The 17301-nt window shown below is 39.5% G+C and carries 21 protein-coding genes; 17 read left to right on the top strand and 4 right to left on the bottom strand.

The annotated features are described in order from the left end of the window. Positions 1 to 222 precede the first annotated feature (222 nt). The 10 genes from DU53_RS05660 to DU53_RS05620 all read left to right on the top strand — a co-directional run bounded on the left by DU53_RS05660 (position 223) and on the right by DU53_RS05620 (position 8648). The gene (locus tag DU53_RS05660; protein WP_063727940.1) at positions 223 to 981 is read left to right on the top strand and encodes a carbon-nitrogen hydrolase family protein; all 759 of its coding nucleotides are present in this window, start codon (positions 223 to 225) and stop codon (positions 979 to 981) included. A gap of 3 nt (positions 982 to 984) precedes the next feature. Further along, positions 985 to 1407: a hypothetical protein gene (locus tag DU53_RS05655; RefSeq protein WP_063727938.1), complete on the top strand. Its 423-nt coding sequence runs from the start codon at positions 985 to 987 to the stop codon at positions 1405 to 1407. 35 nt (positions 1408 to 1442) lie between these two features. Next, a complete protein-coding gene (locus tag DU53_RS05650) occupies positions 1443 to 1889 on the top strand; it encodes a PD-(D/E)XK nuclease family protein (RefSeq protein ID WP_161484757.1) in 447 nt (148 codons plus the stop codon). Between the two features lie 417 nt (positions 1890 to 2306). Further along, on the top strand, positions 2307 to 3116 hold the full coding sequence (locus DU53_RS05645; RefSeq protein WP_015868435.1) for a DeoR/GlpR family DNA-binding transcription regulator: 810 nt from the start codon (positions 2307 to 2309) through the stop codon (positions 3114 to 3116). Between the two features lie 39 nt (positions 3117 to 3155). Continuing rightward, positions 3156 to 4418 carry a sugar ABC transporter substrate-binding protein gene (locus DU53_RS05640; protein ID WP_015868434.1) on the top strand — a complete coding sequence of 421 codons (1263 nt, stop codon included), beginning with the start codon at positions 3156 to 3158 and terminating at the stop codon, positions 4416 to 4418. An 84-nt stretch (positions 4419 to 4502) separates the two neighbouring features. Next, complete coding sequence (locus DU53_RS05635; RefSeq protein ID WP_063727935.1) at positions 4503 to 5402, top strand: carbohydrate ABC transporter permease; 900 nt, start codon at positions 4503 to 4505, stop codon at positions 5400 to 5402. Position 5403: 1 nt separating this feature from the next. Beyond that, positions 5404 to 5973: a carbohydrate ABC transporter permease gene (locus tag DU53_RS05630; protein ID WP_201030008.1), complete on the top strand. Its 570-nt coding sequence runs from the start codon at positions 5404 to 5406 to the stop codon at positions 5971 to 5973. Further along, positions 5879 to 6259, top strand: coding sequence for a carbohydrate ABC transporter permease (locus tag DU53_RS12490; RefSeq protein WP_201030009.1), 381 nt, complete (start codon positions 5879 to 5881; stop codon positions 6257 to 6259). Before DU53_RS05630 ends, DU53_RS12490 begins: the two co-directional genes overlap by 95 nt. A 17-nt stretch (positions 6260 to 6276) precedes the next feature. Next, positions 6277 to 7209 (top strand): carbohydrate kinase family protein, encoded by a 933-nt coding sequence (locus DU53_RS05625; protein ID WP_063727933.1) that lies wholly within the window; start codon positions 6277 to 6279, stop codon positions 7207 to 7209. Further along, positions 7206 to 8648 (top strand): glycosyltransferase, encoded by a 1443-nt coding sequence (locus DU53_RS05620; protein ID WP_063727931.1) that lies wholly within the window; start codon positions 7206 to 7208, stop codon positions 8646 to 8648. The genes DU53_RS05625 and DU53_RS05620 overlap by 4 nt, the downstream gene beginning before the upstream one ends. Before the next feature lie 145 nt (positions 8649 to 8793). Here DU53_RS05620 and cutA read toward each other — a convergent pair whose 3' ends face one another. The 3 genes from cutA to DU53_RS05610 are packed head-to-tail and all read right to left on the bottom strand — an operon-like array spanning position 8794 to position 10641. Continuing rightward, complete coding sequence (gene cutA, locus DU53_RS05615) at positions 8794 to 9117, bottom strand: divalent cation tolerance protein CutA (protein ID WP_015868429.1); 324 nt, start codon at positions 9115 to 9117, stop codon at positions 8794 to 8796. 53 nt (positions 9118 to 9170) lie between these two features. Next, complete coding sequence (locus DU53_RS13340; RefSeq protein ID WP_082853841.1) at positions 9171 to 9386, bottom strand: zinc ribbon domain-containing protein; 216 nt, start codon at positions 9384 to 9386, stop codon at positions 9171 to 9173. A 52-nt stretch (positions 9387 to 9438) separates the two neighbouring features. After that, entirely contained in the window at positions 9439 to 10641 is a 1203-nt protein-coding gene (locus DU53_RS05610; protein ID WP_063727929.1) for an MFS transporter, read from the bottom strand. Between the two features lie 191 nt (positions 10642 to 10832). Between DU53_RS05610 and DU53_RS05605 the strand changes: the two genes are divergently transcribed. Continuing rightward, complete coding sequence (locus DU53_RS05605; RefSeq protein WP_063727927.1) at positions 10833 to 11603, top strand: SDR family oxidoreductase; 771 nt, start codon at positions 10833 to 10835, stop codon at positions 11601 to 11603. Between the two features lie 407 nt (positions 11604 to 12010). Here the strand turns inward: DU53_RS05605 and DU53_RS05600 are convergent, their stop codons facing one another. Beyond that, positions 12011 to 13591, bottom strand: coding sequence for a hypothetical protein (locus tag DU53_RS05600; RefSeq protein WP_015868426.1), 1581 nt, complete (start codon positions 13589 to 13591; stop codon positions 12011 to 12013). 158 nt (positions 13592 to 13749) lie between these two features. On the opposite strand from DU53_RS05600, the gene DU53_RS05595 reads away from it, so the two are divergent. The 6 genes from DU53_RS05595 to DU53_RS05575 form a co-directional block, all read left to right on the top strand. After that, positions 13750 to 13971: a hypothetical protein gene (locus DU53_RS05595; RefSeq protein ID WP_015868425.1), complete on the top strand. Its 222-nt coding sequence runs from the start codon at positions 13750 to 13752 to the stop codon at positions 13969 to 13971. Between the two features lie 20 nt (positions 13972 to 13991). Next, positions 13992 to 14735 (top strand): hypothetical protein, encoded by a 744-nt coding sequence (locus tag DU53_RS05590; RefSeq protein WP_015868424.1) that lies wholly within the window; start codon positions 13992 to 13994, stop codon positions 14733 to 14735. A gap of 11 nt (positions 14736 to 14746) precedes the next feature. Further along, entirely contained in the window at positions 14747 to 15028 is a 282-nt protein-coding gene (locus DU53_RS12280; RefSeq protein WP_161484756.1) for a hypothetical protein, read from the top strand. Between the two features lies 1 nt (position 15029). Next, positions 15030 to 15959: a hypothetical protein gene (locus DU53_RS05585; protein ID WP_235599727.1), complete on the top strand. Its 930-nt coding sequence runs from the start codon at positions 15030 to 15032 to the stop codon at positions 15957 to 15959. 46 nt (positions 15960 to 16005) lie between these two features. Beyond that, positions 16006 to 17094: a PQQ-binding-like beta-propeller repeat protein gene (locus DU53_RS05580; RefSeq protein WP_063727924.1), complete on the top strand. Its 1089-nt coding sequence runs from the start codon at positions 16006 to 16008 to the stop codon at positions 17092 to 17094. 32 nt (positions 17095 to 17126) lie between these two features. Beyond that, positions 17127 to 17301: transposase (locus DU53_RS05575; protein ID WP_153020825.1), on the top strand; the 175-nt coding region annotated here is incomplete at its 3' end.

Here is a 17301-nt window from a genome sequence, read left to right as displayed (position 1 = left end):
TAAGAACATCTAGGTTTTAGCAGTACACCTTACTCCTCTACTTGATTCATTTATTATTTTCTCACATCTGTTAGGAATAAGGTATGCTTATCTTGATACACCTCTGGATGCGAAACTCAAAAGCACTCAGTAAATTGCTTTTCGATAAAGCTTATAATATAATCAAGCGAGCTATCCGAAAAATTTCCTTTCCCATTTTCAGCAGATGAAGGAGGAAATCTCGTGAAACTAGCAATAGCTGTCAACAAAATCAGAGAGCACAAAGAAGAGAATTTTTCCATTATTTGTGACCTTGTTGCGGAAGCTTCAAAAAATGACGCGGAATTAATCCTTTTTCCAGAAACCGCTCTTACCGGTCTCGTGAACACAGATTCTCCTGAAAAGGATCTCGATCTCGGTGAAACGATTTCCGGTGAATTCATAGAAAAACTTTCGATGATTTCGAAGGATTTGAATATATGGATTGCCCTGGGAATTTTTGAAAGAGAAAACAAAACGCTGTATGATACAGCTATACTAATTTCTCCTGAAAAAGACATCGTCCTGAAACATCGCAGAACCGATCCAGGATGGCATTCACCTAATGCGCCAGCCGATATCTACAAAGAAGGGAGCGGATTCGAAGCGGTCGAAACCCCATTTGGTAGAGCAACTTTTTTGATATGCGGTGAGCTCTTTCACGACGACGCACTTGAAGCAGTCAAAAAATTGAACCCGGATCTTTTGCTTATCCCTATGGCGAGAAGCGCTTATAAAATCGATGATGTGCAGCAATGGTGGGATACTGAAGAAAAGTGGTTCTATGTAGAACGCGCTGCTAAAACCGGAGCAAACTGCTTATTCGCCAACTGTTTGGGGGATGGTGTGCTTGAAGACTCATTTGGTGGTGCTATGGCAGTAGATAAAAACGGAAAAATAATCGCTGAACTGCCGCTTCATCAGCAGGGCATTCTGTACGTAGACATGAATCATGGAGGGTGAATTATGTTTAATATGGACTATCCGGAAAAATCGTGGTCCCTTTCCAAACAGAAACTTTTTGAAGAGTGCAAGAGAAAATATTACTATAAAACCTTCATGACATGGAGAGGCTGGAAATCGGATGCTACGGAATTGGAAAGAAAGGCTTATTTACTGGGAAAACTGCAAAATATATATTCACTCTCCGGCCAAGCAATTCACGAAGAGATACAAAGAGCAATAAAAACCAAATCCTTTTCCGTCGAAGATTCCTTTCAGAATATCAGAAAGCAGCTCAGACAATCTTGGGTTGATTCGGTTAATAACAGGGAAGATTGGGAAAAATGGCCTAAAGAGTATATCATGCTCTCGGAGATTTATTATGGTAGGAAGGAATTTTTGAGAAGCAAGAGCAAAGACATTCTCAACAGGATAAAACCTCCCTGAAAAACTTCGAGAGATCAAGATCGTACCGAATGGTTATGGAAGGGCGTGTTGATGTTTTGGAAGTTGACGAAGACTTTCCGAGTTTTGAGTATGAGGGAGTAAAAGTCTTTTCTATAATCGATTTCCTTTACAGGGACAAAGAAACAAACACACTTGTCATTGTTGACTGGAAAACAGGTAAACCCAATCCAGACAGAGATCCGCTTCAACTGAAGTTGTACACTATTTACGTGCTTGAAAAATACGAGAACGTAGAACAGATCAAGTGCATCAACGAATACCTCCTCCACGGGAAATCAGAGGTTTACACCTTTGACGAAGAACAGCTCTTGGAAATGAAGGATTACATATCACGTTGCATAAAACAGATGGACGATTACCTTGAGGACCCTAAGATAAACAAACCTAAAGATATCTCACACTTCCCCGCTGAACGAAGTCAAAGGTGCGATTTCTGCGAATTCAAAGAGATATGCAAGTGAGCTTCAAGAAAGTCACGGCAACTTAGCAACCTGAGAGCTAAAGTCTAATCCTTCGCTTGTTCCTACAACGAAAGCACATATTTTGTAATAAATGGAGTTTGATTCCATTTGTTCTAACCTGCGGTCTTTCAAAAAACCTTCTTCTGGAAGACTGTCAAAAATATCTTGGGGGGTACAACGTAACAAAATTCCATATTTATCAGTTAAACACTAATTGTAACCAAATGCTTTTTCATTTTCTTTCGAGTATTTAAATGGATATGCTTCAGTATTAATGGTGTTCTATTCCTATAATCTTATTTGCATAAAAATAAATCGAAACTAATCGTAAAACAACGAAAGCAAACGAAAATACAACCTTCTATCGAGAATAATCTTTCGTAATGCTCTATAAAGCCATATAATTGAGTTTTGAAAATGTGTTTTGGAAATGATACCTTTCTTTTGGGAGGGATTACTATTCTTTTTGAGGAGAGAAAAAACTACATTATAGAAAAATTGAACAAGTATGGAAAGATTTATTCTTCGAGCCTTGCTGAAGAGTTGGGCGTTTCCGAGGTCACCATAAGAACAGACCTAAAAAAACTCGAGCAACAAGGACTTCTGAAAAGAGTACATGGTGGTGCAATCAGTTTACGTCCACAGAGATATGATCCCCAATTTCAAGAACAGATAGCTGTTGATGTAGATGAAAAAAAGTTGATAGCAAAAAAAACAGTTGCTCTTGTTGAGAAAAATGACGTTATTTTCGTTGATTCCGGAAGTACAACGCTTTTCTTTATTGAAGAACTTCTTAAGACTCCACCGATAAATCTAACGATCGTAACGAATTCTCTTTATGTAATAAACACCGTTGTTCAGCATCCTGAAGTTAAGCTCGTGGTTTTAGGGGGATACTTTCAGTACAGTACGATGAACTTTTTGGATCTCGAGATTAACCCCTTCTTTGACAGATATCACGTAAATAAAGCTTTTATGGGTGTCAATGGAATAGATGAAATAGGCTATTATTCTTCTACACTTTTGGAGGCAGAAACAAAGAAGACGATTATGCAGACAAGCCCCATGATTTACATCCTGGCAAGTTCATCAAAGATCTTCAAAAAATCGCTGGTTCTTATAAACCAATGGCAAGGAAAAGAATTTGTCATTACTGGTACAAAAGACGAAAGTCACATAAAAAAACTCAAGAAATGTGAAGAAGAAGGAAAATTCCATGTTCTATAATTCCTGATCCCTTTGAGGGGATCAATAGGAGGGATTTGTGTGAAAAAAGTTTCCGTGGTTCTTTTAATGTTGTTGATTTTCACTCTTTCAATTACGGTTTTTGGAAAAGTGCAGATTAAGATGTGGTTCCATTCCGGTCGCGGAGAAGAAAGAGCTGTTATCGAAGAACAGGTTAAGAGATTCAATGCTATCCAAGATGAAATTGAAGTTATAGCTGTTCAACTTCCTGAAGGAAGCTACAACGATCAGGTAAATGCAGCTGCTTTCGCAGGGGGGCTTCCAGACATTCTCGACCTTGACGGCCCTTACGTTTCTAACTATGCCTGGGCAGGATATCTTTATCCTCTTGACGAATTTCTTACTCCAGAAATGAAAGCCGATTTCCTTCCTTCGATCATCTCTCAAGGGCTTTATAATGGCCACATTTATGCCCTTGGCACCTTTGATTCCGGGCTCGCGATATGGGGAAACAAAGAATATCTAGAGAAAATCGGTGCAAGAATTCCCACCAGTGTGGAAGACGCCTGGACTTTTGAGGAATTCATGGATATTCTCAGAAAATTAAAGGCTCTTCCTGAAGTGAAATATCCGCTTGACATGAAGATCAACTATGGTGTTGGCGAATGGTACACTTACGGTTTTTCTCCGATATTCCAGGCTTTTGGTGCAGATTTGATCGACCGCAGCAATTATATGTCTGCAGAAGGCGTACTCAACGGTCCTGAAGCTCTCGCAGCTGCGGCGTGGTTCCAGGCACTTTTCGCCCAGGGCTTTGTTAATCCAAATCCCCCAGGAGACAATGAATTTATTGAAGGCAAAGCGGCCCTTTCATGGGTTGGTCACTGGGTGTACAACCAGTACAGGCAGGCCCTTGGAGACAAGCTTGTGCTTATTCCAATGCCAAAATTCTTCAAACAAGCCACAGGTATGGGTTCTTGGGCCTGGAGTATAACCACTAATTGTAAACATCCTGAAGCTGCCTGGAAATTCCTCCAGTTCCTCTTAAGACCTGAGGAAATTATAAAGATGACCAATGCCAACGGTGCTGTTCCATCGAGAAAAAGCGCGATAGCTTTGTCACCTTTATATGGTGAAGGTGGTCCCCTCAACATATTCGTTCAGCAACTTGAAACTATCGCTGTTCCAAGGCCAGTCACACCAGCGTATCCGACTATCACAGCCGCTTTTGCAAAAGCTATTGATAACATAATAAATGGTTCAGATATCAGAAAGGAACTTGATAGAGCAACCAAAGAGATTAACGAAGACATCGAGTATAACGAAGGTTATCCTATTTACTGATTTACCACAAAGAAAGTTAGAGTAAAATCATGGAGGTGGGGTGGTTTCACCCCATCTCTTTTTCGGAAAGAAGGGTGAAAAAGAATGTCGAGGATATACTATGAGAAAAAAAGAGGTTTCAAATATGCTTTTATATTCCTTCTACCTGGTTTGATTTTACTGATTACTTTTATAATTATCCCTTTTCTTTCGGCTTTTTATCTTTCTTTTACCAACCAAAGGTTAATCTCAAGATTGCCGACAAAGTTCATTGGACTGGCAAATTATAAAAAAATATTGAATGATGATCTCTTTTGGAAGGGATTACTGAACATTTTCAAGTTCGTTCTAATTGTTGTTCCAATTCAAACAGTCTTTGCACTTGGGTTGGCCTTGCTGGTAAACAAAAAAATTAATTTTACTAAATTCTTCCGAACTGTTTATTTTATGCCTACAGTCACCACAATGGTTGTTGTCTCGGTCATCTGGACTTTTCTATATAATCCGGAGGGGTTGATAAATCTTTTTCTTCACAAAATAAGTTTTGGAAGCTGGCAACCTGTTGATTTTATAAAGAGTGAAAACTGGGCGTTTCCGGCGATTATGTTCATGTCAATTTGGCAAGGTGTTGGTTTTCAGATGCTGATATTCCTAGCCGGGCTTCAAGAAATTCCGGCATCTCTTTATGAGGCTGCAACTATTGATGGAGCAAATGCTTGGCAGAAATTTTTGAAGATAACTCTTCCTCAGTTGAAAAATACGACGGCATTTGTAATTATTTCAACAACAATTCTGGCTTTCAGGCTCTTTGACCAGGTAAAAATCATGACTGATGGAGGTCCTAATGGTGCTACTTATACTGTTGTGCTTCATATTTTCAACATGGGATTCAAAAGGCAATACATTGGTTATGCTTCCGCACTGACTGTCGTTTTCTTCTTGCTTGTCCTGGCAATTTCTGTAACCCAGCGTTTTGTTTTGAGAGAAGAAAGAGAGGTGTCATGAAATGATCAAAAAAAGAAGCAAGAAAAGAATAGAACTTGTGGATAAGATTATCAGTTACACCCTCATGACACTGCTCGCTATATTTTTCCTTTTTCCTCTGATATATATGATCTCGACATCGTTCAATCCAGACGAGCTGAATATTCTCAGAAGAATGGGATCGATTAAAGCTTTCATTCCATCGCCTGTGTCGCTTAAAAACTATCTGGATGTCTTTACCAGAATGCCTTTTGGCAGGTTCATATTCAACTCAGTCTTCATAGTTACTGCAACAGTTATAGCTGGACTTTTTGTAAACAGCATGATGGCTTTTGGATTAGCAAGATTCACTTTTCGAGGAAGAGGCTTTTTAGTATCGCTCATAGTGGCTTTGATGATAATCCCTTTTGAAACCATTGCGATTCCTTTGCTCCTAATGACAAATAGATTTGGCTGGCTCGATAGCTATCATGTTCAGATAATTCCCTTTATAGCCAATCCGTTTTACATTCTTCCTTTTTTACCAATTTTTCATTGGTTTTCCAAAAGCGCTCGAAGAAGCCGCTCTGATAGACGGAGCGAACTGGCTTAAAATATACTGGAAGATTGCTCTACCTTTATCAAAACCCATACTTTCAAGTGTTGCGATATTGCAATTCCTTACACAATGGGGTTTCTTCCTCTGGCCACTCATGGTTACAAGAGGACCAGAATACAGACCTCTTCCTGTTGCTATGCAGGTTTTCTTCGGTCAATATCCGAGGGATTGGGGCGACATAATGGCTTTTGCCACAATGATGACAGCCCCGGTGTTAATGCTCTTCGTTGCGCTTCAAGGGCAGTATGTAAAGAGCATTTCTCAGACAGGAATAAAATAAGTTTGTGTGGTGGTGCTATGAAAAAGATTTTAATAATTGGCGAACTGCTCATCGACTTGATTTCCGAAGAGTATGTGGATGATCTTGCTGATGCAAAAAGTTTTAAGAAATATTATGCTGGCTCTCCAGGAAACTTGGCGATAAATCTTAAGAATCTCGGCATTGAACCATTGTTACTTGCTTCAGTAGGAGATGACCCTTTTGGAAGAGGCTACAAAAAGTGGTTAGAAGAAAAAGGGATTAAAACTACCTTTATAAACCGAAGCAAGCTTCCCACAAGTTTTGTCATAGTTTCAAAATCCCAAGATACTCCACTATTTATGCCAATTAGGGGCGCAGATTACAAAATAGATTTTCCTCAAGAGCCTGAGAAACTCTTTGAAGGAGTTGAGTTTATTCACCTGACGAGTTGGCCGCTTTCTCGTAATCCAGCCCGGAAAACTGTTATGAAAGTGCTTGAAATAGCAAAAAAAAGAGGTATAAAAGTATGTTTTGACCCAAATTATCGAGAAATCCTGTGGGAAAACGGTTCTGACGGTAAAATTTTTATAAGAAAATTCATGAAAGACATTTATTTGGTAAAACCTTCCTTAGATGATTCCTTTCATATCTTTGGAAAAATGTCGCCTCGAAGATACATAAATGAATATCACAAATGTGGTGTCGAAAAGGTCGTTCTCACCTTGGGCAAAGACGGTGTCTTGGTTTCTGATGGAGAAAAAGTAAAAAAAATCCACACATACGCTAAAAATGTTGTTGATACCACTGGAGCTGGGGATGCTTTTTGGAGTGGTTTGTATCACGGATTATTGGAGGGCTTCGACGTTTTCGGGGCCGCTAAAATAGGGAATGCCGCCGCTGCCTTTAGGTTAGAAACGGAAGATAAATCAGTCCCTATCCCTTCTATTGAAGTACTAAAAAAAATCATGGAAACGAGGTCGATCTCATGAAAATTGCCTTTTTAAATCCACAGGGGAACTTTGATTCCCTCGATAGTCATTGGACAGACCACCCCGATTTCGGCGGACAGCTCGTATATGTAAAAGAGTTGGCCATAGCGATGGCATCTCTCGGGATAGATGTGGATATAATCACAAGAAGGATCGAAGACAAGGAATGGCCAGAATTTTCAGAGCCTTTTGATTTCTATCCGGGTGTTGAAGGTGTCAGGATTGTCAGGATCGATTTTGGAGGTAAGAAATTTTTATCTAAGGAGAAACTTTGGCCCTACCTTAAAGACTATGTTGACGGAATTGAAAGGCTCTACAACAGGGAAAAAAGGTTTCCGGAGTTTGTCACTTCGCACTATGGAGATGGCGGTATGTCTGCTGCTATCCTGTCTCTAAAAAGAAAAATTCCTTTTTCTTTTACTGCTCACTCCCTCGGCGCTCAGAAAATGGATAAACTCGGTGTGACTCCTGAAAATTTTCCGCAGTTTGACAGAGTTTACAACTTTTCATACAGAATCCAGGCTGAAAGGGTATCCATGAGATATTCCGCTGTTAATTTTGTGAGCACCACAATTGAACGGTTCGAGCAGTATTCCCACGAACTTTATAAAGGATGGATTGACGTAAATGATGACACAAAGTTCGTTGTTGCACCTCCCGGGGTTAATACTAAAATATTTAACCCTTATCCGAACGATATAGATATTGCAATTGAAAATCGTCTTTCAAATGTTATTAAAATCTATGCACCAGAAAGGTTTGATAAACCATTTATCGTTTCTTCGAGCAGAATGGATCAAAAAAAGAATATAACAGGTTTACTGAGGGCTTACCTGTCCAGTAAGAAGTTAATGGATGCTACTAATCTTCTTATAGTCACAAGAGGTATTTATGATGTGTACAAAGAATACCCGAGACTCAGCGGTGAATCGGGCGAAACGCTCCGCGAACTCGTGGAATTGGTGCGCCAGCACAATGCTCAAAATCGCGTTTTCTTTATCAACATTACCAGCCAAAAGGAACTTGCCGCTCTTTATAGATTGGTTTCGAGGAAAGAAGGTATTTTTGCTCTGACCTCCCTTTATGAACCCTTTGGTCTTGCTCCTCTTGAAGCAATGGCCTGTGGTTTACCTGTTGTAGCGACGAAAAATGGTGGTCCATCAGAGTTTCTTAAAAGAGGCCGTGAAGAACTTGGTGTACTCGTTGATCCAGAGGATATCTTTTCTATAATAAAAGGATTGGAAAGATTGATGCTTAATCCAGAGTATAGAAGAGAACTCTCATCTAAAGTAAGCGACTACGTCGAAAATTATTATACTTGGCTTGCTACAGCAAAGAAATATCTCAAAACTATCGAAGAACGGCTTAAAATTGAACCATTGATCCCGGCAATACCCGAATTCTTTCTAAAAGGCGGAAAGCCTGAACCTTTGTTTTGATAGTTATTGTTTTTTGAAATAAGAAATATGGGATATCTCTGCATGGGGGAGAAAAGAATTTTAATAATATTAGTTTTTTCTCTTATCTTGATTAACGATAACCCTTTCTTAGGGCAGCGTGTTTCATTTTGAGATCAGTCACAGTCTATTCATTTAAGAGAGGAATTATGAAAAACATGGGTTCTTCGTATGGATGAACCTCTCTGATAGCCTTTACCACTTCATCCACATATTCCCTTGCGCACAGAAACTCGGCCTTTACTTCCTCTCCCTCTTCTATTTTCCCCACTTCTCCAAGGTAAGGATTGGCTCCTTCCAACGGCCTCCAGAATCCTTTAACCGGGTGGTACGAAAGGCAATTATCGTAATTGCCAAGGCGGCAGGCACCCGCGGCATTTACTTTTTCCCTGAGTGCTTCTACGTATTCTTCAGGTATTAAAACCTCAAACTTGACAAACTTATACTCCATAACTTCCCACCATCCTTTTGGAGAGTTGATCAGCTTTTTGCATAAGGATGTTTTTAGCCACAACTCGAGCAGCTTCCGCCAGAACAACCCGAGCAGCTTGAACCTGAACCTCCAGACAAGCTTGAAGAGCCTGAAACAAACCTAACTCTGGATATCTGTTTTACAAGTTTACCGCCACAATGTGGACAATTCGGCACTTCCTGGTTCATCTTTAAAAGCAATGTTTCTTCTTTACCACAGCTTTCGCATTTGAAACGATATATAGGCATAATATACCTCCTCACTCAAATATTATTATCAGTATCCGGTTTCAAGTTAACGTTATGCCTTAATTGCCTTCAAAAACAAAGTTCCTGAAAGTATAAATAAGCTTGAGAACGTAAATATTATCGTAAAGCCCACAAAATTTACCAGAGACCCCATTAGCAAAGGCAAGAGCGCGGTAACGAGATTCAAAGCACCCGCAGTACCGGTGTACAGGGCCCGGTTTTTTTCGTTGGTTATTTCAATCAACAACCCTTCAAAACTCATTTTCCTGGCACTTAGTGTTATGCCAGAGAACAAAAAAACCAAGGCATACAATGATGCTGTTGTTTTTGAAAGAAACAAAGCCAAAATTGGTATCAGCGCACCAATAAAAATACACCATTTCAGGATCTTTTTGTATCCAGATTTGTTTAAATAATATCCCCAGAAAAATCCCGCTGCGGTCATTCCGATCATTTGCAACAGAAGAAAATTCCCTATGTTTTCCCCGGTTAATCCAAAGGATTTTTTAGCGAGGAGCACATAAAAGGGAATGATTATAAGTCCGAAGCCTGTTGCGTTGGTAAAGAGCACATAGTTTTTAAGATTAGCATCCGTTTTTATAGTCTTCGGAATGCTTTTCAAAATCTCCCAGAACCCGGGTAATTCCGTTGTATCTACGCTTTCTTCGCGGATAGCCCAAAAACCTATTGATGCAATTCCAAGAGAAGTTGCGGCGATTAAAAACATCACCGAGTAATTTGTCGGATATTCAAATCGTTGAACGATATATCTTGCAAAAAGTCCGCCGACAAGGGCTAATCCACTGCTGATAATCTGCCTGAACGCCATGAATTCTCGCCTAACGTCTCTCGCAATGGATTTTCCCAAAAGGTCAGTATAGCAAATTCCAGCAAAAACACCACTAAAAGAAAAAATGCCAAGAACGATAAAGATTAAAGCCAGAAGAACCATGCCGCTTAATGAACTGGACAACAAAAAGCTTATTGTTGCAAGAGAAAGCGTTCTCAGATATATTCCAAGAAGCAGGTAAGGTTTTTTCTTTGGTTTAGAAACGAGGATGCTGGCAAAAAACAGTTGCCCCAACAAAGGAATTCCGGTAGTCAACGCTGTAATAAAACCAATCGAAAAACTTCCACCACCAGCTTTTAACACCAGAGATGGCAAGACAGTATTTACCTCGACAAATGCCATAGTAAAAGCCAGAAACGAAGCGTGCCAGAGAAAAGCTATGAAATGTTTTCTGGATTGGTTCAAGTATTGTCACCTCTTGTATTTTCATCTGGAATTCATTATAGCAGATTCAGCATTGAAGAGTCGGTAATCGGTATTGCATTACCAGTATATTGAGTGCCATTTTCCTAAATGAGATGAATTCGTTTATAATAATATCCCAACAGAAAAAATGGAAATTTAAGCATCAGCGTTCTAAAGGGGTGTCAGGAAAGATGGTCAATAATGATCGACAGGTAGTCATCATTACCGGTGCAAATAACGGAATAGGATTTCATATGGCCTCAGCTTTATTGGATGAGGGGTATCGGGTTGCTGCATTCGATCTCGCGGGAGATAATCTCGAAGAATTACAGAAATCCTTCCCGGATAATCTACTTTTTTGCAAGACTGACGTTACTCAGGACCTGGAAGTCAGAGAATCGGTTGAGAAAGTTATCCAAAAATGGGGGCAGATTGATATTCTTGTCAACAATGCCTGTTTGGCTATCTTTGCGCCTTTTGAAATGAAAGATATTGAAGACACCAGGCGAGAATTTGAAGTGAATTATTTCGGTTACGTTCGAATGATCAATGCCGTTTTGCCTTACATGAAAGCAAGAAGAAAAGGAATCATCCATAATGTTAGTTCAGGGGTTGGGATAACAGGCTTTCCGGGAATCTACGGATATTCTTCCACAAAAGGAGCCATTGAAGCATTAACACTAACCCTATCGTATGAATTTGCCCAATACGGTATCAGCATTACGGTCATGCATCCACCTTTAACAAACACCAAATCAGCATCACCACTCGGAATTCCTTCACAAGTAATGGCTGACCCGTCAGATGTCGGACGTGCGCTTGCTAAGAAAATTCTATCTACCAAATGGGTGATAACACCAAATCTTCAAACACGCATCTATCTGTTCTTTGCGCGCAGATTTCCTCATGCGATTGGTAAGCTAATGGGAAAAATGACCGAAAGAGAAAAGAGGAAAAGTTAAGCGTGTGACAAAGATATTCTGCGTTTTCAAACTTTTATTTTTGTGTTTCGGAAATTATTCCAAGTTTCCTGATTTCTGAATCCCGGATATCGAGTCTCTAATATCAGAGTTTATGAAGGGAGCGGGTTTCTCCACCACCTATGTAATTACAATCTCGATATAACGGTTCTACTGTTTGCAAAGTGGGAAGACCATTTGGGCAAGCGCGAGCAAACCACAAACTGTATGTTAGGTAACGTCTAATTCGTTCCGTCATTTGTATTGTTGGATAATTTCCTTTATGGGTACTTGATTGATGAGGTTTGGGGTTTTCTTTAGTCTGTATTTCTGGGTGAAGGGATAAAGGTCTGCGGGACGATTTCTCACATTTCTGATCGATGTTGATCAAAGAAAATTTCCGGTTGGTACTATATGATCTCCAAAATCCTTTCCAGTTTTCTTCGTGTCCTTCCATCTTCTTCACACCAATAAGCAATAAAACATGGTTGTATCTTCAATCTGTACCTCTTTGCAAATGCTCTCACTCTCTCAGGTCCATCTATCCTCACCCCGAACCTTATACCATCATACCTGCCGTAGTTTCGAAGAAATTTGTCCAGCAGTTTCCTGTTGTGCTCGTTGAATTTCGCATAGTGTTTTATAAACTCATCTATCCTCATTCTATCGACAGCCTTGCGTATCGCAGCTTTCCTTCCTTCTATGTATGGATGAGCTTTTACCATATCGACCACAAAATTCATTGTTTCGTACCTTTTGCTCATAAGATTTGCGAATGTATCTATACCACGGAGGGATTTATACGTTTCAAGTAATTTATCTTTCCTTGAGAGGTAAAACTTCTCCCTGTCAATAAGTGCGATGAATGTGGAAAAGAAAAGGCGTTTCCTCTCTGAAAACGGAAGTTTTTCCAAATATTTAACTGCTTCATCAAAGCTTTTTTCAATCCTATGTTTTACCAATTCGTTGTATACAGGATAAGGCATTCTGGTAATATCCACATTTCTACTTTCTGTTATCCTTTCTATTATTTTCCTCAGCGTATTTCCTCTTATCACCTTTGTCTTACCCGTGAAAATCGCCGAAAGGCCCGCTATACTTACGTTTTCTTTTCTGTATGGACCTATCAGCGTTTTGAGGTATTTCCTCAATTCTTCCGTATTTTCGTACATAGAGATATAGTAATTGGGAATGAATTTTTCTGCTTCCCTTGAAAGTTTTTCATAGTTCTTTGGTACTGGCAGAGATGCAATTACTCGCGCTGTTTGCGCTATGGAACATGAATTAATCGCTTTTTCAATCACAAATAACGTGTCAAGACATCCAAAAAGATTGCCTGGAATCTCTCGGTAATAACCAAGATAATACACCGCTCTTCTCGCTATCGACTGAGCCCAAAATGGATGTTTTTCCCTTATTCTCCATGCAAGGCCGTTAAGAGAACTGGTAATTCCTGAAGGATGAGGAATATTCTTTGAAAGCCTGTATGCCTGAATGTAATGATGAACCCCCTGAGGAAGTTTTCCTTCTTCAGCAAGTCTCCGCGCACGACCAAGATGAAGAAAAGCAAGGGCAGGTAATATCTTTTTACTCCCCCAAATTCTTGTTTTTCTCTTCAATTTTGCTATTCCCCATCTTGCTTCTACGTTTGAAATAACTGCTTCTATTTCTTCTCGTGTTCTTCCGCTTATTTTATTCAAATTACTTTTTAGAAATTGGTAAAGCTTTTCATCTTTATTTCCGAGACTTGCCTTGCACGACAGCTCCCTTGCAAGAAGCATATAGCGCATGCCGCTATTTCCACAAAGATCAAGCGCCTTATGGGTGTAATAAAGCGCTTTGTCATAGTCACCTTTCCACGTATGTACAAAAGAAAGCGCAGTGTACCTTATATTATCTGACAAATTGGAATTGATGATTTTAATTATTAAAGGTTTTGCAAATGCACCATATCTGAATACAGGCATGAGCAGTTCGGGCAGTTTCTTCACTTTTCCAACCCCTTGTTTCAGTTATGACGGAAAAATGCGAATGTAACGATTTCAAGCAATTTTAGGTTCTGAAACTTACTACAAAAGCGAATTACAGAACCTGAAAATTTGAAAAATCACATGGGATGTATTATCCTGCAAATAAGAGGGGGAAGATAGTGAAAAAATTCATAAAGATTTTGCTGATATTAATAATGTTGTTTTTGACAGTAACAATAACGTTTGCTGATGAAACAGATGCAAACGCTAACACAGAAAACACAAATCCTGTGATAATCCAGCAGTTGACGGCTAACTTACTTCTCATTCTACCACAATCGGCTCTGGTTAAATTCCGCGGAAGAAAACTGGGAGAAGTTAGGGGAGTACGAGATACATGAGAAGAATAGGGGGGAGCAATATGAGAAAAACATGGTGCCTTGTTTCGATTGCGATGATATTTTTACTTATCACAGCATGTATGAATATGGCTCCAACTGAAGCAACTGTGAAGCGTGATGCAAAGACTGAGGCAGTGAAATCTCCCGGAATGCCAACCGCGTATTCTACCTCAGAATTTGTGAGAACGAGGATAGTCGTATGGCATTACGATGTGTTCGTTCAAACGAGCTATGATGACCACACAATAAGTAGGAAATTTTTCTCCGTTGAGATGGAACCACACATAAAGCGAGTATATTTTCAACCGGAAAATTTTTCAGATGGTGAGCGAAGGATGCTGGAAATAACGAAACAAAGCGTTAAACTCATCAATCTTGATAAGCACAAAATGGAGGATCTGCCAGAATCGTTGAAAGATATTGAGAAAAATCTTCCGGATAGGTGGTTGCTTGAAATGAGGGAGTTCCTTAAACAGAATAATTATCAGCTTGTGAAAAGCAAAGAAGGTATCAGTGTGTACGAATGTTTTAACAAAGAAAACAATATATATGAAAAAGTGGTTATAGACGATAAACTGAATTTACCAAAAAGTATGGAGATACGCAGGGGTAAGGACATATTTACGAATGTCACTTTTTTGTTTGAAGATCGATCGGGAGTCTATATCCCAAAACAGATAAATATAAACTGGCACTCGCATGGAGTTGTGCTCAGAAATACAATGAAAATTGTGACGAAGAGATTGAAGGTGATGAAAAAATGAAGCGGTTAATAATGATACTAACGATAATTTTATATGCAGTAGTGGTATTGTCAAATGAAGAAATATCATATATACCATATCCAATGGTATTTGTTCATGGATTTAACTCAGAAGGTGAGACATGGAATGAACTTGCAGAATATCTGAGCAGCAAGTACGAATTAGCCGCTGGATGTTCTACACCAACATTTGAAACTATCACAGACAATGCCAAGCATAGAAGGTATAGCTGTTCAGTTGAAGCAACATATAGAACAACAACAAATGGAAACGCCTATCCTAATAGCTCATAGTATGGGAGGACTGATATCGAGAGAGTATATAAGGCAAGACATAAGCGAAGCGAACGTTAAAGCGGTGATAACAATAGGTACACCACACACAGGAGCGAGTATAGCGGATAAATTAACATGGACAATTTTCCTGGGAATAACAGATGCAGCGATAGTAACACCACCAGCGGTGGACCCATACGAACTTGGACCGGCAATGAGATCCGCTGCTCTTGGAGTCATAATAGCGATGGCACTTGCTTGGTTGCTGCTATTTTTACGTATCAACGCAGGAATCAGTCTATTAGTTTCGGGAGTGAGCCCAGCAATGTTAGTAGCAGCAGGATTGGGAGTGTTTATATTGGTTTTGGGGGCAATTTTGTCGATGAACACACCCACCACAATGAAGGAAATGATACCAGGAAGTACATTTTTAGAACGCTTAGCGGATACCAATTTGCCTGCAAATGGGGAAGAAGGAACCATTTACTATGCCTCCATATACGGGGAACAGAAAAAGATAACGGAGTTGCTGGAAACAATGAGTCAAGATAGTACGGAAGTTGGAGAAAACTTGAAATTCACAGAGAATATGTGTGAAACATTGAGTGTATCGTATTTGGTAACGGGGGCGTGGTACATGGCAACGAGTTTTTGGAATATTCACAGATTTTGTATAGGAGCGCTATATGTGGCAGGAGGAGGGTATTTGAATCCCGATTATGGGATACAATTTGCATGGGACAATGTGGTAGTGGGTTCAAATGAAAGTGACGGGGTAGTACCAGTGTCGTCACAGATATTTCCAGAGGATGTTGTATCACCCGGAGCGAGATATATAGAACCCAAACCAGCACCAGATGCGAATCATCTGACAGAGACTGATCCTGATACGGAGGTTGGACAAAGACTTATGGATATAATAGACGAAATTTTAAGAAATCAACAATGATAAAAAAGGTGGAGTGTTCCCATCTTTGGTTGGGAGGGAGAAAAAAATGAAAAAAGTAGTAATAATAAGTGTGGTGATTATTTTATGCTTTCTGGCCTCTTCATGTTCTTCGCTTCTGCCGCATGAAAACAATTACGTGCAGTTGTATATGAAGTTGAAATTTGAGCCTGAAATATCATTTTGTACGCATCCGTCAGAATGTATATACGATGAAGAAACTGGAGTTGTTTATACAAGAGGAAGAGAAGAACTAGTAGCAGCTATTGATATAAATCGAAAAAAATTATTATGGGATAGAAGAATAAGATCGGATAATAAAAGGGTTTTTGACATAGAGCTTGGAGGAGACAATATATATATTATTCGAGTAGCATCGAAAGAAGCAAGCTCAGCAATATTAGCTTTGAACAAAAGAACAGGTGAAATAACCTGGGAATATTTACTTGAAGACGGCTCACCGGATAATGGAATGGCTTTGCACAATGGATTTTTGTATGCAGTCGAATATATGAGGGATGGGTATAGTACAGTAATAAAGCTTGATAGCGAAAATGGAAGAGAAATATGGAAAAGCGAAAGGATAATAGCGCCCAAAGCAACTGATCCAGTAATAGACCAAGAAAGAGGTTTGTTGTATATAGGCAGCATGGATTACCAAGACATTTATGATTACAATCCGACATTTTATGCGATAGAGATAGAGACAGGAAAGATAGTATGGAAGTATGAGGTAAAAAGTAAATATAGAGATGACTTTTATACAGTTCCGTCTATATATGGAGATAGTGTATATGCAGCGACATGGTTTGGACTTGTTCTGAGATTGAAAAGAGATACCGGTGAAGTAGTGTGGAAGAGACGTTATTTCTTTGATGACAACAGCGTTTACGCTGTGAACTGGGGATTTGGGAATAGATTGCAAATATATGATGACAAGTTGATATTGATGATGCCAGGGGGATATATTTATGCGTTAGACACAGAGAATGGGGATGTGGTATGGAGGGCATGGACAAGGTACTCAGCCGATGATGTTTATCTGGACAAAGAAAGCGGAAGAATATACGTACATAATTGGGGTCCTGAGATAAGGTGTTATACTGCTCCCCTGAAGAATTGGACAGGAAAAAAGTAGAGAGATAAAATAAAGGCAAGGGGGTGCAGATAATGGCAAAGAAACTCTCGACAGAAGAAAAGATGGCAATAATTCTGGAAGGGCTTCGTCGAGAAAAGAGCGTTTCTCAAATCTGCAGAGAACATGGAATTTCACAAGCTCAGTATTACAAATGGCGTGACAGGTTTCTCGAAGGAGCCAAAGAAGGCTTGGAAAACGGGAAGAAAT

The organism is Kosmotoga sp. DU53 (assembly GCF_001639905.1).
In the GTDB taxonomy this organism is placed as follows: domain Bacteria; phylum Thermotogota; class Thermotogae; order Petrotogales; family Kosmotogaceae; genus Kosmotoga; species Kosmotoga olearia.
This window is presented reverse-complemented; position numbering and strand designations above follow the sequence as displayed.